Source organism: Geodermatophilus telluris, from assembly GCF_900102745.1.
GTDB lineage: Bacteria > Actinomycetota > Actinomycetes > Mycobacteriales > Geodermatophilaceae > Geodermatophilus > Geodermatophilus telluris.
In genome coordinates, this window is record NZ_FMZF01000006.1 from 297,630 (window position 1) to 315,843 (window position 18,214).

The 18,214-nt window shown below is 76.9% G+C and carries 19 protein-coding genes; 10 read left to right on the top strand and 9 right to left on the bottom strand.

Annotated elements, in window-relative coordinates:
• Positions 1-28 precede the first annotated feature (28 nt).
• The 3 genes from BLQ97_RS19280 (at position 29) to BLQ97_RS19290 (ending at position 3,638) form a co-directional block, all read left to right on the top strand.
• A complete protein-coding gene (locus tag BLQ97_RS19280) occupies positions 29-1,195 on the top strand; it encodes a sensor histidine kinase (RefSeq protein ID WP_139173755.1) in 1,167 nt (388 codons plus the stop codon).
• Positions 1,192-1,911: a response regulator transcription factor gene (locus BLQ97_RS19285; protein WP_091367752.1), complete on the top strand. Its 720-nt coding sequence runs from the start codon at positions 1,192-1,194 to the stop codon at positions 1,909-1,911. The genes BLQ97_RS19280 and BLQ97_RS19285 overlap by 4 nt, the downstream gene beginning before the upstream one ends.
• Before the next feature lie 122 nt (positions 1,912-2,033).
• Positions 2,034-3,638: an AMP-binding protein gene (locus BLQ97_RS19290; RefSeq protein ID WP_091367753.1), complete on the top strand. Its 1,605-nt coding sequence runs from the start codon at positions 2,034-2,036 to the stop codon at positions 3,636-3,638.
• A gap of 42 nt (positions 3,639-3,680) precedes the next feature.
• Here the strand turns inward: BLQ97_RS19290 and BLQ97_RS19295 are convergent, their stop codons facing one another.
• The 3 genes from BLQ97_RS19295 to BLQ97_RS19305 form a co-directional block, all read right to left on the bottom strand.
• On the bottom strand, positions 3,681-5,204 hold the full coding sequence (locus tag BLQ97_RS19295) for an amino acid permease (protein ID WP_091367755.1): 1,524 nt from the start codon (positions 5,202-5,204) through the stop codon (positions 3,681-3,683).
• 167 nt (positions 5,205-5,371) lie between these two features.
• Positions 5,372-5,638, bottom strand: a complete 267-nt coding sequence (locus tag BLQ97_RS19300; protein WP_091367757.1) for a hypothetical protein — start codon at positions 5,636-5,638, stop codon at positions 5,372-5,374.
• A 124-nt stretch (positions 5,639-5,762) separates the two neighbouring features.
• A complete protein-coding gene (locus tag BLQ97_RS19305; RefSeq protein ID WP_091367759.1) occupies positions 5,763-7,451 on the bottom strand; it encodes a cyclic nucleotide-binding domain-containing protein in 1,689 nt (562 codons plus the stop codon).
• A 183-nt stretch (positions 7,452-7,634) separates the two neighbouring features.
• Between BLQ97_RS19305 and BLQ97_RS19310 the strand changes: the two genes are divergently transcribed.
• The 3 genes from BLQ97_RS19310 (at position 7,635) to BLQ97_RS19320 (ending at position 9,925) form a co-directional block, all read left to right on the top strand.
• A complete protein-coding gene (locus BLQ97_RS19310; protein WP_091367761.1) occupies positions 7,635-8,789 on the top strand; it encodes a PIG-L family deacetylase in 1,155 nt (384 codons plus the stop codon).
• A gap of 74 nt (positions 8,790-8,863) precedes the next feature.
• Complete coding sequence (locus tag BLQ97_RS19315; RefSeq protein WP_091367763.1) at positions 8,864-9,580, top strand: DUF2652 domain-containing protein; 717 nt, start codon at positions 8,864-8,866, stop codon at positions 9,578-9,580.
• 39 nt (positions 9,581-9,619) lie between these two features.
• Positions 9,620-9,925: a hypothetical protein gene (locus tag BLQ97_RS19320; protein WP_091367765.1), complete on the top strand. Its 306-nt coding sequence runs from the start codon at positions 9,620-9,622 to the stop codon at positions 9,923-9,925.
• A gap of 23 nt (positions 9,926-9,948) precedes the next feature.
• On the opposite strand, the gene BLQ97_RS24050 is transcribed toward BLQ97_RS19320, so the two are convergent.
• The 3 genes from BLQ97_RS24050 to BLQ97_RS19335 all read right to left on the bottom strand — a co-directional run bounded on the left by BLQ97_RS24050 (position 9,949) and on the right by BLQ97_RS19335 (position 12,446).
• The gene (locus tag BLQ97_RS24050) at positions 9,949-10,251 is read right to left on the bottom strand and encodes a DUF7455 domain-containing protein (protein ID WP_091367767.1); all 303 of its coding nucleotides are present in this window, start codon (positions 10,249-10,251) and stop codon (positions 9,949-9,951) included.
• A 219-nt stretch (positions 10,252-10,470) separates the two neighbouring features.
• Positions 10,471-11,379 carry an NAD-dependent epimerase/dehydratase family protein gene (locus BLQ97_RS19330; protein WP_091367986.1) on the bottom strand — a complete coding sequence of 303 codons (909 nt, stop codon included), beginning with the start codon at positions 11,377-11,379 and terminating at the stop codon, positions 10,471-10,473.
• 68 nt (positions 11,380-11,447) lie between these two features.
• Positions 11,448-12,446, bottom strand: a complete 999-nt coding sequence (locus BLQ97_RS19335) for an NAD(P)H-dependent flavin oxidoreductase (protein WP_091367769.1) — start codon at positions 12,444-12,446, stop codon at positions 11,448-11,450.
• Positions 12,447-12,602: 156 nt separating this feature from the next.
• On the opposite strand from BLQ97_RS19335, the gene BLQ97_RS19340 reads away from it, so the two are divergent.
• Positions 12,603-13,574, top strand: coding sequence for a tellurite resistance/C4-dicarboxylate transporter family protein (locus BLQ97_RS19340; RefSeq protein ID WP_091367989.1), 972 nt, complete (start codon positions 12,603-12,605; stop codon positions 13,572-13,574).
• 9 nt (positions 13,575-13,583) lie between these two features.
• Here BLQ97_RS19340 and BLQ97_RS19345 read toward each other — a convergent pair whose 3' ends face one another.
• The 3 genes from BLQ97_RS19345 to BLQ97_RS19355 all read right to left on the bottom strand — a co-directional run bounded on the left by BLQ97_RS19345 (position 13,584) and on the right by BLQ97_RS19355 (position 15,327).
• Entirely contained in the window at positions 13,584-13,787 is a 204-nt protein-coding gene (locus BLQ97_RS19345) for a hypothetical protein (protein ID WP_091367771.1), read from the bottom strand.
• Between the two features lie 95 nt (positions 13,788-13,882).
• Entirely contained in the window at positions 13,883-14,557 is a 675-nt protein-coding gene (locus tag BLQ97_RS19350; RefSeq protein WP_139173756.1) for a hypothetical protein, read from the bottom strand.
• A 92-nt stretch (positions 14,558-14,649) separates the two neighbouring features.
• Entirely contained in the window at positions 14,650-15,327 is a 678-nt protein-coding gene (locus BLQ97_RS19355) for a response regulator transcription factor (RefSeq protein WP_245692472.1), read from the bottom strand.
• A gap of 109 nt (positions 15,328-15,436) precedes the next feature.
• On the opposite strand from BLQ97_RS19355, the gene BLQ97_RS19360 reads away from it, so the two are divergent.
• The 3 genes from BLQ97_RS19360 to BLQ97_RS19370 all read left to right on the top strand — a co-directional run bounded on the left by BLQ97_RS19360 (position 15,437) and on the right by BLQ97_RS19370 (position 18,198).
• The gene (locus tag BLQ97_RS19360; protein WP_091367775.1) at positions 15,437-15,808 is read left to right on the top strand and encodes a response regulator; all 372 of its coding nucleotides are present in this window, start codon (positions 15,437-15,439) and stop codon (positions 15,806-15,808) included.
• Positions 15,805-17,628 (top strand): sensor histidine kinase, encoded by a 1,824-nt coding sequence (locus BLQ97_RS19365; protein WP_091367778.1) that lies wholly within the window; start codon positions 15,805-15,807, stop codon positions 17,626-17,628. The genes BLQ97_RS19360 and BLQ97_RS19365 overlap by 4 nt, the downstream gene beginning before the upstream one ends.
• Positions 17,629-17,700: 72 nt before the next feature.
• On the top strand, positions 17,701-18,198 hold the full coding sequence (locus BLQ97_RS19370; protein WP_091367780.1) for a DUF6653 family protein: 498 nt from the start codon (positions 17,701-17,703) through the stop codon (positions 18,196-18,198).
• The last annotated feature ends 16 nt before the right edge of the window (positions 18,199-18,214 follow it).

Sequence of the window (18,214 nt, forward strand, 5' to 3'; positions counted from 1 at the left end):
GTCGCGGTGCGCCCGTACCGTGCCGGGCGTGGGTGCAGCACCGGCAGGACGGCCGCCGACCCTGCGGTACGGCGTGACCGTGGCGGCAGCGACGCTGCTGGCCGCGGTGGTCCCCGGCGGCGAACCACCCGGACCGGACGGCGGTCGGCCGTGGGCCGTGCTCGTCGGGGCACTGCTCGGCGGGGCCGCACTCCTGCTGCTGCGGCGGCGGCCGGCCCTGGCGGTGCTGGGCTGCCTGGCGGTCTGCACCACCGTCCAGCTGCTGCTCGGCGCGCCCACCGGTCTGGTGGTGCTCGTGCTCGTGGCCCTGCTCCTGGTCGCGCTGCGGCGGCCGCTGCGCGTCGCGGTCGTGCTGCTGGCGGTCTGCTGCCTGGTCTACCTGGGCACCGACCTCGCCACGGGCGGCTGGGACAGCCGGGTGCTCGCCCCGCTGGCCCTCATGGCGGCCTGCACCGCCGCCGGTGTCGCCGTGGCCGGGCAGCAGGCCCTGGTGCGCGCGGCCACCGAGCGGGCCGCCGCGGCCGAGCGGACGCGGCAGGACGAGGCCGACCGGCAGGTCGCCGACGAGCGGCTGCGGATCGCCCGCGAGCTGCACGACGTCGTCGCCCACCACGTCGCGGTGATGGGGGTCCAGGCCGGCGCGGCCGAGCAGCTGCTGGACACCGACCGCGACCAGGTGCGCCTCGCGCTCGGCCAGGTGCGTGCCTCGGGGCGGACGGCGCTGACCGAGCTCGGCGCCGTGGTCGGTCTGCTGCGCACCCGCTCCGAGGCCGCCCACGTCGACGACCTGCGACCGGCCCCGGCCGGGCTGGCTCGCCTCCCCGAGCTGCTGGAGTCGGTCCGGACCGCCGGACTGCGGCTGACGGTGGCGGAGCAGCCGGAGGACCCCGGCGCGACCGGGCTCGACGAGGTGGCCGACATCGCGGCCTACCGCATCGTGCAGGAGTCGCTCACCAACGCGCTCAAGCACGGCACCGGAGAGGCCGTGCTCGCCGTCGCGGCCCGGTCGGGCTCGGTGGTGGTCACCGTGACCAACCCGGTCCAGCCGGAGACGCGGCCGGGCGCCGGACACGGCCTGCTCGGCATGCGCGAACGAGCCGACCTGATCGGTGCGGAGCTCCGCGCCGGACCCGGCGGGAACGGGTGCTTCACCGTCCACCTCCGCATCCCGACCCGCCGGCCGGCCCGCGCATGACCGCACCGATCCGGGTGCTCCTGGCCGACGACCAGCCGCTGATCCGGTCCGGGGTGGCGGCCGTGCTCGGCAGTGCACCGGACATCACCGTGGTCGGCCAGGCCGGCGACGGCAGCGAGGCCGTCCGACTGGCCCAGCTGCACCGCCCCGACGTCGTCCTCATGGACCTGCGGATGCCGGTCCTCGACGGCATCGCCGCCACCCGGGCGATCACCGCCCAGCCGGCACTGGCCGGCGTGCGGATCCTCGTCCTGACCACCTTCGACAACGACCGCAACGTGCTGCTCGCCCTGCGGGCGGGTGCCAGCGGGTTCGTCGGCAAGGGATCCGAGCCGGCCGACCTGATCCAGGCGGTCCGGGTGGTCGCGGCCGGGGACGCGCTGCTCTCCCCGCGGGCGACCCGGGCCCTGGTCGAGGACTACGTGCTCGGCGGCGCGGACCCCGGCCCCCCGTACGACGAGGCGGCAGACGCCCGCGCAGCCTTCGGGCAGCTGACCGAGCGGGAGCTGGAGCTGGTGAGCTGGGTCGCGCTCGGGTCGAGCAACGCCGAGATCGCCGCGGCCCTGGTGCTGTCGCCGCTGACGGTGAAGACGCACGTCAACCGGGCGATGGCGAAGGTCGGTGCCCGGGACCGGGCGCAACTGGTCGTGCTCGCCTACCGCACCGGCCTGGTCCACCCGCGGACGCGACGACCGGGACCGCCCGGCCCAGCGTGAGCACGCGGGGACCGGCCCCGCCGTTCCCGTCGCTGCCGCAGCCCGCTCCGGGATGCCTTGAAACGAGCCGGCGTGGCCCCGACCATGCGGTCGGAACGGGGACGTGGCGAGGGAGGCGCGCCGTGCTCAGGACCGCGTACTGGCCTGCGGAGCAGCTCGAGTCGGTCCGCGAGGAGACTGTCGGCGACCTGCTGCGCAGCGCTGCCGAGCGGGCCCCGGACGCGGTGGCGCTGGTCGAGGGAACGGCCGAGGGGGACCGCCGCCGGTGGTCCTACGCGCAGCTGCTGTCCGAGGCCGAGCAGACGGCCGGGGCCCTGCTCGGCCGCTTCTCCCCCGGCGAGCGGGTGGCGGTCTGGGCCGACAACCTGCCCGAGTGGATCGTCCTGGAGATGGGCGCGGCCCTGGCCGGGCTGACCCTCGTGACGGTGAACCCGGCGCTGCGCGCCGACGAGCTGCGGCACGTGCTGCGGCACTCCCGCGCCTCGGGCGTGTTCCTGCGGCGGGAGTACCGGGGCAACCCGATGGCCGACACCCTCGCGGCCGTGCAGCCGGACCTGCCGGACCTGCGCGAGAGCGTCCTGTTCGAGGACTGGGACGCCTTCCGCGCGTCGGGGAGCCCCACCGAGGCGTTGCCGGCGGTGTCCGCGGCCGACCCGGCGCAGGTCCAGTACACCTCCGGCACGACCGGGCTGCCCAAGGGCGCGGTGCTCCACCACCGCGGCCTGACCAACAACGCGCGCTTGTCCTACGTCGACGTCCTCGGGATGGGCGAGGGCGAGGCGGTCGTCAACCCGATGCCGCTGTTCCACACCGCGGGCTGCGTGCTGGCCACCCTGTCCTCGATCGCCAGTCTCGGCACGCAGGTCCTCCCGCCGTCCTTCGACCCGGGCCTGCACCTGCGCCTCGTCGAGGAGGAGCGCAGCGTCGGGTTCGTCGGCGTCCCGACCATGCTCGTCGCGCTGCTGGCGCACCCCGACTTCTCCCCCGCCCGCACCGCGTCCGTGCGCTGGGCGCTGTCCGGCGGTGCGCCCGTCCCGCCGCCCCTGCAGCGCCGCGTCGAGGAGCTCCTCGGGGTGCCGATGCACATCGTCTACGCGCAGACCGAGGCCTCCCCCGGCATCACGATGACCCGGGCTGACGACAGCCCGGACGACCGGGCGGAGACCGTGGGCCGTCCCCTGCCGGCGACCGAGGTGAGGATCGCCGACCCGGCGGACGGCACCACCGTCGTCCCCGGGGCGGTCGGTGAGCTGTGCACCCGCGGGTACCACGTCATGACCGGGTACCTCGACGCGCCCGAGCAGACCGCCGCCGCGATCGACGCCGACGGCTGGCTGCACACCGGCGACCTCGCCACCATGGACGAGCGCGGCTACTGCCGGATCACCGGCCGGCTGAAGGACATGATCATCCGCGGGGGCGAGAACGTCTACCCGCGGGAGATCGAGGACGTGCTGTCCGCCCACCCCGGGGTGGCCGAGGTCGCCGTCGTCGGCGTCCCGGACCCGGTGTGGGGCGAGCAGGTCGCCGCCTTCGTCCGGCCGGCTCCCGGTGGCGCGCCCACGGAGGCCGAGCTGGAGGCCCACTGCCGGCGGCAGCTGGCCCCGCACAAGACGCCGCGGCACTGGCGGTTCGTCGAGGCGTTCCGGCTGACCGGGTCGGGGAAGGTCCAGAAGTACCGCCTGCGGGAGGAGTTCGCCGCGCTGCCGGACCACGAGCCGGCCTGACCGCCCGGCGACCGCCTCGAGGAGCGGGGATCCGGGGACCGGTCACGGCGCCTCGTTGGGGTAGCCCTCCTCGTCCATCCGCCGGATCACGCGGGGGTCGAGCCGCCCCTCGCCCACGGCCGCGTCCACCTCGGCGTCGACCACGGCGCCGTGCTCGTGCATCCACCGGTCGGCGCGGGTCTCCGCGGCGACCCCGTCGTCGGTCAGGTGGGCGTCGCCGATCACCTTCCGCCGGACGGCGTAGGCCACGAGCACCAGCGCCCAGGCCAGGAGGCTGAGCAGCAGCTGGGACCGGGTGCCCTCGCGGACGAACATCTGCACCAGGATCGCGACGATCGCGGCCGCCGTGAGCAGGGTCAGCACCGGGTAGAGCCACATCTTCACCCGCAGCCGCTCCGGCGGGATCGTCGGCCGCATCCGCAGCTGGGAGAGCGTGATCAGCAGGTAGACGAACAGGATGATCGCGCCGGAGGAGTTGAGCAGGAACAGGAAGACGGTGTCCGGCGAGACGTAGGCGGCGATCACGCAGAGGAACCCGATGACCGACGACGACAGGATCGCCCAGGCCGGCACCCCCCGCTTGCTGATCCGCAGCATCCGGCCCGGCGCCTCGTGCCGCGCGGCGAGCACGAACAGCATCCGCGAGGCGGTGTAGAGGCCGGAGTTCAGGCAGGACAGCACCGCGGTGAGCACCACCGCGTTCATGATCTCGGCCGCGGCCGGGATGCCCATCTCCTCCATCGCGGCCACGTAGGGCGAGCCGCCCAGCCGCGTGGAGTTCCACGGCAGGATCGTGGCCAGCAGGAAGATCGACCCCACGAAGAACACCGAGATGCGCAGGACGACGGAGTTCGTCGCCCTGACGATCCCCCGCTCCGGCTCGTCGGACTCCGCCGCGGCGATGGTGGCGATCTCCGCGCCGACCATCGAGAAGATCACGATGACGATGCCCGAGAACAGCGCGCCGACCCCGTTGGGGAACAGGCCGCCGTGCTCGGTGAGGTTGGAGAAGTCGAGGTCGCGGCCCGGCCACAGGCCCAGGACGAACAGCGCGCCCAGGCCGATGAAGACCATGATCGTCGCGACCTTGACGCCGGCGAACCAGTACTCGAACTCGCCGTAGGAGGCCACCGAGAACAGGTTGGTCGCCGTCATGAGCACCATGAGCACGAGCGCCATCAGCCACAGCGGGACGTCGGGCAGCCAGCGCTGCAGGATCCCCGCCCCGGCCACGGCCTCGAAGCCGACCACGATGACCCAGAAGTACCAGTACAGCCAGCCCACGCTGAAGCCCGCCCAGCCGCCGAGGGACTGCCGGGCGTAGTCGGCGAAGGACCCCGTCGAGGGGTTGGCCACCGCCATCTCCCCCAGCATCCGCATGACCATGACGATCAGGACGCCGGTGATCGCGTAGGTCAGGAACGCCGCGGGTCCGACCTCACCGATGATCGCGCCCGAGCCGACGAACAGGCCCGCGCCGATGACACCGCCGATCGCGATCATCGTGAGGTGGCGCTGCTTGAGTCCCTTGTGGAGGTCGCCGCTGTTGGCGGGGCCGTGTGCCATGTCCGCTCCCTCGTTGGACGACGAGTCGGTGGGCTCCGGGCGTGCGACCAAGGATCGGGCCGTCGCCGGGTCGACGCCAGTGGGAACGACTCCGCTCGGTCAGGTCCCGTGCACGGGACCTGACCGGCGCGCGAGGAGCGGGCCCGGCGGACCGGGGACCGCGGGGGTCAGACCGTCCAGGCCGTCGTCTCGTCGAGGGTGACCAGGGCGGCGGCCTGCGCCTCGGTGAGGTCGCCGGAGCGGCTCCACCGCCCGCGCAGGTGCCGGCGGGCGGCCTGCGGGGAGCTCAGCCGCGAGCTGTCCGGGGACCAGGAGTCGAGGAGCACCAGGCTGCGCACCAGGCGCCGGGGCCAGCTCCGGTCCGCCGGCTGACGGTCCGGCCGGGGACCGGGGGTGCGGGGGCCGGGCTCGAGGTGGTCAGCTGCGCGGGGCACGGGTGCTCTCCTGCGGTCACGAGGGGTGGCGCGTGCGGGACGGGGCCGCGTCCGGCACGCCCCGTCCACGGTACGACCGGGCCGGCGAGCCGGGGCGCAGGCCGGGGCGTGACGGTCCGCACCGTCAGCCGGGGTCCGGGCGGCCGTCGGGGTCGGGGTGCGGCCGGACCCGGTCGCGGTGCCCGTCCTCGCTGAGGTAGCCGCGGACGAGCTGCTCCGCGGTCGCGGAGGTGGCCGAGTAGCTGGTGACCGCCGCGACGAATGCGGAACCGCTGAGGGCGGCGAGCCCGGTGTCCTCGAGGGCGCGCACGGTCGCCGTCCGCGGGACCGAGTGCAGCAGCGCGATCTCGCCGAAGGAGTCGCCGGGCCCGAGCCGGCGGACCTCGCGCCCGTCGACGACGACGGCCACGGCGCCGGACTCGACGACGTAGAAGTCCTCGCCGCGGTCCCCCGCCCGGAACACGTCGGTCCCCGCCGCGACACCGAGCCGGCGCAGCCGCAGCGCCAGGCCCTCGATGGCCGGGACGGGCAGCAGCCGGAGCATGCGGACCCGGCGCAGCAGCCGGATGCGGTCGCGGCGCGTGCCGATGTCGGCGTCGATCGCCCGCAGCGCCGCCCAGCGCGCGGCGACCGCCACCGGGAGGAGGCAGCCGGCGACGGCGAGGGCGCCGGCGCCCCCCAGCGCGGAGACGAGCAGGGGGACGGTCAGCGAGCCGAGCGCCACCGTCAGGGAGAACACCGCCTCGGTCAGGGCGAGCACCCGCGCCAGCGTCCGGTCGGGGACCAGCCGCTGCAGCAGGGTGAAACCGGTGACGTCGACCAGGGCGTTGGCCGCGCCGACGACCAGGAAGGCGCCGACCGCCACGGTGCTGCCGGTGACCAGCCCGACGACGACGAGCGGCACCCCCCACATCGCGATCCCGGCGCCGAACAGCGTGCCCAGCCGGGCGCTGCCCGCGGCCCCGATCGTCGCCGTCGCCGCCACCAGGCCCCCCACGCCGAACGCCGCCCAGAGCAGCCCGACGCCCGGGCGGCCGAGGTCCGTGAGGTCCACCGCGACCACCACGGCCAGCACCGTCAGGGCGCCGCGGACCACGCACTGCACCCCGCCCAGGACGATCACCTCCGCGGCCCGGGGGCGCCGGCGCAGCTCGCGCAGCCCGTCGGCGACGTCGGCGAGGACCCCGGCCCGCCCGCCCGGCGGGTCGCCCACCGGGCGGGCCGACTCGTAGCGCAGCCCGGCGGCGAGCACCCCGGCGACGGCGGCGAGTCCGGCGACCGCGGCGAACGCGGCCGCCGTGCTGGCCCCCGCGATCAGCGCGGCCGCGAGCAGCGGGCCCACCAGCGCCGCCAGGCCGTCGAGGACGGCGCGGACCGCGTTGACCCCGGCCAGCTCCTCCGGCGTGCTGCACAGCGTGGGGAACAGCGCACCGAGCACCGGCCGGTACGCGGCGTGGCAGACCGTGGAGGCGGTCAGCAGCGCGTACACGGCCACCGGCTCGCCGGCCACCGCCGCCAGCCCCGCTCCCCCCGCGGTGAGCGCCCGGACCCCGCACGTGACCACCAGCAGCCGGCGCCGCGGGACCCGGTCGGCGAGCACGCCCAGCCAGGGGAGGGCGAGCGTCGCGGGCAGCACCCGCAGGAAGCCGACGACGCCGACGCCGATAGCGCCGTCGGTGTCGAACGCGTAGACCGTCATCGCGGTGAGGAACAGGAACTCGCCCGTCCACGCCGCCACCGACGACGACTGGGCGAGCCGGAGGTTGCGGTTGCCGGTCACCGATGCCCACGCCTCGCGGTAGGCACCGGGCACGGCGCGGACGCTAGCAGCGCGGCGGCGTCCGGGGGGTGCTCCGCGCAGCCGTTCGCGGGCCGGGGACCGCACCGTGCACCGGACCGGCCCGCCGCCGCCCGGGGCGGGTACGGTGCGCCCCCGACCGGGGCCTGTCCCGCAGGTCCCGGCCACGTCCACGAGCAGCGGAGTCGACGGTGACCGATGGCTGACGCCCCCTCGGTCCGGCCGCCCGGTCGGCCGCGCCCACGCGTGCTCGGCGTCTTCGCCCACCCCGACGACGAGACCATCTGCGCCGGTGGCACGTTCGCCAAGTACGCCGGCGCCGGCGCCGACGTCCGCGTGGTCTCCCTGACCCGGGGCGGGGCCGGCCAGATCAGGGACGCCGCCGTGGCGACCCGCGCCACGCTGCGGGCGGTGCGCGAGGAGGAGCTGGCCGCGGCCGGCGAGGCGCTCGGGCTGACCGGGGTGACCTGCTTCGACCACCCGGACGGCGGCCTGGCCGACGTCGACGGGCAGGTCCTGGTGGACCTCGTGGCGGAGCTCCTCGACGACCTGCGGCCCGACGTGGTCGTCACGTTCGGCCCGGACGGGTTCTCCGGTCACCCGGACCACGTCGCCGTCGGTGCCGCCGTCACCGCGGCCTGCCGGCAGCTCCCGCCGTCGGCGTCGACCCGGCTGTTCCACTGCCACCAGCCGCGCAGCGGCATGCTGCTGCGCGACCGCCTGGCCAGCTGGGTCGTCGAGCTGACCACCCGCTTCACGGGCACGCGGGACTTCGTCCGTGCGCTGTCGGTCTTCTCGCGCGAGACGACGGCCCTCGGCTACGCCGCCGACTTCGTCACCGTCGAGTGGTACCCCGCCGGCTCCTACCTCATCGAGCAGGGTGACGCCGCGACCTCGATCCACTTCCTCCTGTCCGGGGCCGTCGAGATCCGGCGGGAGGGCGCGGACGGCCGGGTCCGGGTGGTCGACCGGTCCGGCCCCGGGGAGTTCGTCGGCGAGCAGGGCATCGCCACCGGCCGGCCGCGCAACGCGCACGTGGTCGCCGTCGACGACGTCACGACCCTCACGTTCCTGGCCTCCGACCCCGCCGTCCTCGGCGGCCCCCCGGAGCAGGGCTTCCCGCCCACCCGGACGCTGCCCTCCGGGGACCGGGTCGACGCCCGGGTGGACACGTGCATCGACGTCACGGACTTCGTCGGCCACAAGATCCGGGCCACCGCCGCCCACCGCTCCCAGTACCCGATCGACCCGGCGATGTTCCCCGAGCCGATCCTGCGGGAGATGTTCGGCGCCGAGTACTTCACCCAGGTCCTGCCGGAACCGGAGCTGCGGACCTCCCTCCTCGACGACTGACCGGGACCGGTACGGGACGGGATCGGACGTCGCCGACGGCGCTGCCGGGGCCGTCCGCGCTGCTAGGGTCCGGCATGGCGACCCGGCGTGCGCTGCTCCTCATCGCCGACATCGGCGGCTACACGCAGTACATGCAGTTCCACCGCAGCGTCCTGGGGCACGCGGAGGCGGCCACGCGGCGCATGCTCGACCGGGTCGTCGGTGCGGCGCGGGACTTCGACCTGATCGAGATCGAGGGCGACGCGGCGTTCCTCTCCCGCGACGTCGACGGGCTGGACGGTCCCGCGACGCTGGCGGCCACCACCCGCGCCGTCGTCGCCATGCACCGCGCCTTCCACGTGGAGCGGCGGTTCGTCGAGCTCAACATGTGCCCGTGCGGCAGCTGCCGGCAGACCAGCGACCTGCGGCTGAAGTTCGTCGCGCACGTCGGGGAGGTGGCGACCCAGACGATCCGGCGCCGGAAGAAGCTCGTCGGCGTGGACGTGATCTACGTCCACCGGCTGCTCAAGAACGGCGTCGACGTGCCGGAGTACCTGCTCGTCTCCGACGACCTCTTCCGCAGCGGGGGCCCGGCCGCCGCCGAGCTGGCGATGCGGGAGGTCCCCCAGGACCTCGAGGGCATCGGGCAGGTGCAGACGTTCTTCGTCGACGTCGCGGACATGGCCGCACCGCCGGTCCTGCCGGACCTCTCGTGGTCCCAGCGCCTCGGCAGCACGCTGGGCATGGTCGGCCGGGGCCTCCCGCACGTCCTCCCCCGCCGGCGTCCCCGGCAGCTCGCCACGGCCGGCTGAGCCCGCGGGCCGGCCGTCGGAGTCGGGCACGATCCGGCCGTGGAGACCGAGCAGCTGCTGCGGACGGCGGCCGACCGGCTGGAGGCGCTCGCCGCCCGGACCACCGCCGGCGACTGGCGGGCCGGCGGGCTGCTGGCGACCCGTCCCGAGGTCGTCGCGCACCTCCCCGGCGGCGGCACGGAGCACGTGGCCGAGGCGCGGGCCGGCACCGGTGCGTGGATCACCGCCCTCTCCCCCGCGCTGGCCGCGCCCCTCGCGGGCTGGTTGCGCGCGGCGGCCGCGCAGGGTGCGGCCGACCCGGCGGCCGCGGCGTTCGCCCGGGCGCTGCTCACGCGGCTGCCCTGACCGCGGCGCGCTCGACGGCCGTGTCAGGCCTCGAGCCGGCCGGTCTCGTCGCGGATCGTGGCACCGGCAGCGGCGAGGGCCGCCTCGTGCTCCCGTCCGTGGTGGGCGCAGAAGAGCAGGTCGCCGCCACCGGGCAGCACGGCGCGGACGAACGCCTGCGCACCGCAGGGGCCGCGGCCGGTCCGGCCGTTGCGGCCGCCCACCACGGCGGGGGCGTCGCAGCGGTCGGCGAGCGTCAGCGGGGCGACGGCGGGCGCCGCGGACACGACGTCGCGGTCGTGGGTGGCGTGGTCGTGGCCGGCGCGGTCGAGGGTGGCGCGGGGCACTCGGTTCCTCCGGTCGGTCTCGAGGGGTGCGGGTCACGGGTGGGCGGTGGCACCGGTCTCCCGTGCTCGTGCGGGGGGTGGCGGCTCCCGCTCGACGTCTCCACCGTGCCGCCGGTGTCCGCGGGCCGCCACGGGCGGCGCCGGTCGACCCGGACCCCGCCCGCCTTCCGGCCGTCGGCAACCCGCGGCCGGCGGCGGCACGGCCTCCGCCCGGGACGGTCAGGTCCCGCCGGTCAGGCCCCGCCGCAGCTCGTCGACCGCCTGCGCCAGGCCCACCCGCGGGGTCCAGCCCCAGCGCCGGGCGCGGTCGGTGCGCAGCCGGCCGGTCCACACCGGCTCGTCGGTCCACTCGGGCGCGACGCCCAGCGCGTCGGTCACCGTGCCCAGGTAGTCCCGCCAGGTCGCGGGCTCCCCCGCGACGACGACCGGGGTCGTGCCGCCGGCCACCGGGCCGCGCTCCGGGTCGTCGGCGGTCGCGACGGCGCCCGTGGCGACGTCCGCGACGAGGGCCGCCAGGTCGTCGACGTGCACCCAGGCGAAGGTCTGCGCCGGGTTGGCGCGGCGCTCCCCGCCACGGACCTGCTGCGGTCGCAGCGTGTTCCAGACCGACGTGTCGCCGGCGCCCAGGACGGCCGGCGGGCGGACCAGCACGGTGGTGAGCCCGCCGACCTGCGCGAGCGCGGCGTCGGTGGCGTTCTTGGTGTCGGGGTAGTCGCCGCTGCCCTCGGGCAGGAGGACACCGTCCTCGGCGACGTCGCCGACGCCGGCCGAGCGGTCGTAGACGCCGGCCGTGGACAGGTGCACGAAGCGGGCGACGCCGGCGTCCCGGGCGGCCCGGGCCAGGACCGGCGTCCCCTCGACGCCCACCCGGTGCTGCACCTCGCGCGACGAGCCCATCGGGTGCACCGTCGACACGACCGCGTCGGCCCCCTGGGTCACCGCGCGGGCGACGGAGGCGTCGGCGAAGTCGCCGACGTGCTCGGTGACCCCGTCGAGCGCGGGCGCGCTGCCGGCGCGGCGGACGACGGCGCGCACCCGGGCCGACCGGGCGACGAGCGCCCGGCAGACCGCGGCACCCACCAGCCCGTTGGCACCGGTCACCACGACGACGGGAGAGGAGTCGGCCACGTCGTCCACCCTGCCAGCGGCTCCCCGGCCGCGCTGCGCGGGCACCGCCCGCGGACGGGTGCCGGGGTCTACGGGCGCCCGGCGAGGACGGCGTCCGCCTCCCGGGCGAGGTCGTGCACGAGGTCGGCCGCGGGCCGGACGTCGTCGACCAGCGCGCAGGACTGGCCGCAGTAGAGGACCGCCTGGTCGAGGTCGCCCTCGAACCCCTCCATCGGCATGAAGATGCCGTAGCGCGGCAGCTCGACCGTCTGTCCCGCGACCGGCATCTTGCCGATGACGTCCCCCTCACCGGCCCGGGACCCGGTCGGCGGCGAGCCGGCCGCCTCCCACTCCCGCACGGCCGCGTTGCGCAGCACCCGGTGCGGGGCGTCAGGCCACCCGACGTCGAACACCCGCGTGTGGAACGTGTCCTCCGCGGTCGCGGCGACGATGCGGTCCTTGTACTCCCGGGCGGCCCGCGACTCCGCGCTGCAGAGGAAGCGGGTGCCCAGCGAGACCCCCTGGGCACCGAGGGCGAGGGCGGCGGCGACCTGCCGTCCGGTCGCGATGCCCCCGGCCGCGACGACCGGCAGCGGGGCCACCGCCTGCACCGTCGCGGGCAGCAGGACCGACAGCGCCGTGGTGCCCCGCACGTGACCGCCCGCCTCGACACCCTGGACCATCACGGCGTCCACGCCGGCGGCCGCGGCGCGCCGGGCCTCGTCGACCGAGCCGCACTGCACCAGGACCCTCGTCCCGACCCGGTGCGCCTCCTCGACCCAGGGGCCCGGGTCGCCCCAGAAGAGCACGAGGACGGGCACCCGTTCCTCCAGGCAGCAGGCCACCGCGTCGTCGTCCATGAGCGGGACGATCAGGTTGACCCCGAAGGGCCGGTCGGTGAGCGCCCGCAGTTGACCGATCGCCTCCCGGATCGCCGGCGCGGGCAGCCCGCCCATGCCCAGCACCCCGAGGCCACCGGCACCGCAGACCGCGGCCGCCAGCTCCGGGCCGGCGAGGCCGCCGCCCATGCCGGCGTTCCAGATCGGCACCTCGATGCCGAGGGACGTGCACAGCGGGGTGGTCAGCATCGCGCACCTCCGGGGTGGCTGGGCCGTCGGGACCGGCAGGAGGGCACCGTAGACCCGGCCCGGGCGCCGTGGCGCTCCACCGGCGCGGGGCGGTGCGCGCGGCCGGCTGCCCGGTGGACCCGACCGGCCCGGGGCAGGATCGCGGCCGTGGCCGGCATGCGGAGGCGTCGGGTGTCCGGCCGCGGGCGGCTGGGGACGGGGCTCACCCCGGCGGCCGGAGCCGCGGTCATGAGCACCGGCATCCTCTCGACGGCGACGGAGAGCGCCGGTCTGACGGTGCTGTCCTGGCTGCTGCTGGCGCTCGCCGTCGCCGGAGGCCTCGTGCTGGGCACGCACCTGGTCGTCCGGTGGGCGACGGACCGCGCGGGGTGGCTGGCCGACGCCGCGACACCGGCCTCGCTCACCGGCGTGGCCGCGACGACGGTGATCGGTGGCCGGGTCACCGCCGCCGGCTGGACCGGCCCGGCGTGGCTGCTGCTCGCCGTCGCCGCGCTCCTCTGGGTCGTCCTGCTCCCCCGCGTGCTGCGGCACCGGCAGGTGCCCACGGTCGGCGGGAGCTTCCTGGTCTGCGTGGCCACGCAGGGGCTGGCCGTCCTGTCCGCCACGCTCGCCGGGGCAGCCGGCAGCCGCCCGGCGCTGTCCGCCGGCGTGGCCGCCTTCCTCCTCGGGCTCGTGCTCTACGCGGGAGTGCTGGCCCGGTTCGACTGGCGCCAGCTGGCCGTCGGCGCCGGCGACCAGTGGGTGGCGGCCGGGGCGCTGGCCATCACGAGTCTCGCGGGCGCGCACCTGGTGCTCGCCGCCGACCGGCTGGGCACACCGGGCCGCGTCGTGGGGCCGCTGCGCGCGCTGGACCTGGCGGTGTGGGGCCTGACCCTCGGGGGCTACGCCGTCCTGCTGGCCTGCGAACTGCGCTGGCCGCGCCGGCACTACGACGTCCGGCGCTGGGCCACGGTGTTCCCCCTGGGCATGACCGCCGCCGCCGGCTTCGCGGTCGCCGAGGCGGAGCGGCTGCCCGCCCTGGCCCGCGTCGGGCAGGTCCTGCTGTGGCCCGCCCTGGCGGCCTGGGTGCTCACCGCGGCCGGTGCGGCCGCCGCCCTCCTGCGCCGGGGTCCCGCGGCGCCGGGGTGACCGGCCCGGCTACCGCGAGCGCTGCTGGCCGCGGGCGACGAGCACCAGCACGACGAGCACCAGCGCCAGCGGCGCCCAGGCCGGCAGCGCGAAGGGGCCGAGCACCAGCTGCGCGACCACCAGGAGGAGCTGGAAGCCGAGCCAGAAGCCGACGAGCAGGACGAGCCCGAACAGCAGCGGCCGCTCGCCGCGCAGACGCCTGAGGTGCTCCACGTGCCCTCCTCCGCGCGCCCGCTCGGGCGCGTCGGACGGTCAACGACCGGGGCGCCGCCGGCTGTTCCCCCTCCCCCTCCTCCGGGGGAGGCGCCTCACCGGGAGCGGACGGTGACCTGCCCGACGCCGGTCGACGCGTCGATCGACCGCCCGGCGGAGGCGTCGTGGTCCACCTGCACCTCCGTGGGACCCACCGTCGCGTCGGCGTCGACGCGGTAGCGCCCGTCGGGCACGACGACCTCGACGTTGCCGGCCGCACCGGCGTCGACGCGGACCTCCCCGGGGGCACCGGTGAAGGTCGCGGTCACCGTGCCGGCCCCGGCACCCACCTCGAACAGCGGGACGTCGAGGTCGACGGCGGTCACGTCGCCCACGCCGGTGTGCACCCGCACCGGGACGCCGGCGGGCACGGTGACCTCCTCCTCGGTCCAGCAGTGCAGGGCGAACCCCGAGCACCCGGACGTGATCCGCAGGACGCCGTCGACGAGCTCGTGCCGCGGCGCCGCGGAGGAGGTGAACAGCCCGTGCGGGGTGGACCGCACGCCCACGGCGTCCCCGTCCCCGCCGCGCAGCGTCACCGGGCCCGCACCGATGTCGACGACGACCTCGCGCACGCCGGGGACGACGGAGCTCGTGCTGTCGTGGCGGACCTGCGTGGCGGCGGCGAGGCCCCCGACGAGGGCGGTCGCGGCCACCGCGCCGACGACCCAGCGGGAGCGGCGGCGCCGGGCCACCGGGGAGGGGACGGGACGGATCCGCGTGCTGGTCATGCCCGGCACGGTCGTCCTCCGCGGCGGCGCCCGGCAGCGGGACAACCCGCGACCGGGGCAGGGTTGTCCCTGCTCCCGCCGAACCGGTCGGCTCAGTGCCGGAGGAAGGCCAGCACCGCGAGCACCCGCCGGTTGTCGTCGGCGGCCTGGTGCAGTCCCAGCTTGGTGAACACCGACCGCACGTAGGCCTCGACCGTCTTCTGGCTGAGGAACAGCTGCTCCCCGATCGCCTGGTTCGAGCGCCCCTCCGCCATCACCGCGAGCACCTCGCGCTCCCGCTCGGAGAGGGCGTCGAGGGGGCTGTGCACCCGGCGGCGGCCGACCAGCGTCGCGACGACGCCCGGGTCGACCACCACCCCGCCGGCCGCCACGCGGCGCACCGCGTCGCGGAGCTCCGCGAGGTCGGCGACCCGCTCCTTGAGCAGGTACCCGGCGCCGGTGGTGCCGCCGTCGACGAGCTGCAGCGCGTAGCCCGTCTCGACGTGCGCCGACAGCACCAGCACGCCCGTGCCCGGGTGCCGCTCGCGCAGCGCCCGCGCGGCCTCGAGCCCCTCGGTGGTGTGCGTGGGCGGCATGCGGATGTCGACCACCGCCACGTCCGGCGGGTCGGCGGCCACGCTGGCCAGCAGCGCCCCCGCGTCGCCCACCGCGGCCGTGACGGCGAACCCCGCCTCGGTGAGCAGCCGGGTCAGGCCCTCCCGGAACAGCACCGCGTCGTCGGCGACCGCCACCCGCAGGGCGCGCGCCTCGGCCGTCGGGATGGGCGACACGCGGACAACGTCGGGGCGCGGGTCCGCCCTGTCAAGGACCGTCCGCCACGACCTGCGGTACCGGGTTGACCCTGTACCCCCGGGGACGGCGCGTCGCGACCATGGGGAGGTGCCGATCCGGCTCCTCATCGTCGACGACCACCCGTCGTTCCGGTCGCTCGCGCGCCGGCTGCTGGAGGACGAGGGCTTCGCCGTCGTCGGGGAGGCGGGCGACGGCCGGGGCGCGGTGCGGGCCGCCCGGGAGCTGCGTCCCGACGCGGTGCTGCTCGACGTGCAGCTGCCCGACGTCGACGGGTTCGTCGTCGCCGCGGCGCTGGCGGAGGACGCCGACCCGCCCGCGGTGGTGCTGGTGTCCAGCCGGTCCCGCGCGGACTACGGGCACCGCGTCGGCCGCAGCGCCACCCGCGGGTTCATCGCCAAGGCCGAGCTCAGCGGGGCCGTGCTGCGGCGGCTCCTCGGCGACGGGCGGACCGCGTCGTGAGGCCGCCGGGCGGGCGGGGCCGGGCCGCGGTCGCCGCCGGTGGGGTGGCCGCCGGCCTGGGCGCCGCGGCGGCCCTGTCCTGGGGCGGGTACGACGTGCCCGCCGCGCTGGCCGCACCGACGCTCGTGCTCGACCTCGCCGTCGGCTGGTCCTTCGTCGGCACCGGCCTGCTCGCCTGGTCGCGCCACCCCGACAACCGCACCGGCGCGCTGATGGTCGTGCTCGGCTTCGCGGCGCTCGGCCGGTACGCCGTCGCGGTCGCCTCGGACGTGGGCTTCGCCGTCGGGGTGCTGCTGGGGTCGCTGTACCTGAGCGTCTTCGTCCACCTGCTGGTCACCTTCCCCACCGGCCGGGCGACGACGTGGCCGCAGCGGGTCACCGTGACCGTCGGCTACCTGCTCTCCACCCCGCTGGACGGGTTCTTCCTCCTGCTCGGGGCGACGCGCGGCGCCCCGGCCGGCCTCCCGCCCAACGGGCTGGTCATCGTGCCCGCCCCCGCCGGCAGCCCGGTGCTCGTCGACGCCGTGGTGCAGGGGGTCGTCCTGGCGCTGTGCACGGCGGTCCTCGCCATCGTGGCCGCGCGGTGGCGGCGGGCGAGCACCGCCGAGCGCCGCGCCATCGGCCCCGGGCTGCTGGGCGGCGTGCTGGTCGTGCTCGCGCTGATGGCGCAGCGCAGCGCGTTCGTGCTGGCCATCCACCCCGACGTCCGGGTCGGCTTCACCTGGGCCGCCCGCACGGTGCTGGTCGTCTGGCCGCTGGCCCTGCTGTTCGGGCTGGTCCGCAGCCGGCTCGACCGCTCGGCGGTGAGCCGGATGATCGTCGAGCTGGGCGCGGGCCCACCCGGGCCCGAGCGGCTGCGCGGCGTGCTCGCGGCCACGCTGCACGACCCGAGCGTGGCGATCGCCTACTGGCTGCCCGAGCGCGGGGTGTTCGTCGACGCCCGGGGCGACCCGGCCGCGGTGGAGCCCCCCGCCCCCGGCCGCGGGGTGACCTACCTGGAGCGGGGCGGGTCCCGGATCGCCGCGCTCACCCACGACGCCGCGCTGGCGGGCGAGCCGGAGCTGGTCGCGGCCGTCGCGGCCGGTGCCGGGATGGCGCTGGAGAACGAGCGCCTGCACGCCGAGGTGCGCGCCCGGCTGCGCGAGGTGCAGGCCTCGCGGGCCCGGATCGTCGAGTCGGCCGACGCCGCGCGGCGCCGCGTGGAGCGCGACCTGCACGACGGCGCCCAGCAGCGGCTGGTGAACGTCGCCCTCCTGCTCCGGATGGCCCGCGGACGGCTGTCCGCCGGCCCGCCCGGGGAGGTGGACGCGCTGTTGGGTGAGACCGTCGACGAGCTGGCCGGGGCGCTGGAGGAGCTGCGCGAGCTCGCCCGGGGGATCTACCCGGCGCTGCTGACCGACTCCGGGCTGGGACCGGCCCTCGCCGCGCTCGCCGAGCGCTCGTCGGTCCCGGCCGTGGTCACCGGGGCGCCGCCCGGACGGTTGCCCGGCGCGCTGGAGCACGCCGCCTACTTCGTGGTGTCGGAGGGCCTGGCGAACGCCGCGAAGCACGCGGCGGCGGCGGAGGTCCGCATCGACGTCCGGGTGACCGACGGCGTGCTGGTGGTCGCGATCGCCGACGACGGCGTCGGCGGCGCCTCCCTCGCCGGGGCCGGGCTGCGCGGCCTCGTCGACCGGGTGGCCGCGGCGGGCGGGCGGCTGCGGCTCGCCAGCCCGGCGGGCGGCGGGACGCGGCTGACCGCCGAGCTGCCGATCGCCCCCGCGGTACCGGCGGCCCGCAGCGAGCCGGACGCGCGAAGGGCGCCGTCCCCCTCTCCCTGAGCCGGGGCCCCACCCGGTCCCCGGACCGCGTACCGCCGCCGACCGGGCGGCACCGACCAGGAGGGCAGCGACATGACACTGGACGCGACGATGGCCCGGGCCTTCGGCCTGGAGGGGGACGCCTGGCAGCGCCACGCGAACCCGTGGAGCGTCTACACCCGCGTCCCGATCCCGTGGCTGCTGGCCGGCGCGATCTGGACCCGCACCCGGATCGGCCGGTGGTCGCTCGTGCCGGTGGGCGCCGTGTGCGCGTGGACCGCGGTGAACCCCCGGGCGTTCCCCCCGCCGCGCTCGCTGGACCACTGGGCGTCCCGGTCGGTCCTGGGCGAGACCTCCTGGGCCCGGCGCGAGGAGGTCCCCGTCCCGCCGCGGCACCGGGTCGCGCCGCACGTGCTGGGCGCCCTCAGCGCGTTGGGGCTGCCGTTCGTCGTCCGGGGGCTGGTCGTCCGGGACGGCTGGATGGTCGCGTTCGGGCTCGCCGTGCAGTCGGCCGGCAAGCTGTGGTTCCTCGACCGGATGGCCCTCCTGTACGACGAGGCCGCGCCGGCGCCGGCCGCCGCCACCCGCTGAGCGGGAGCGGCTACAG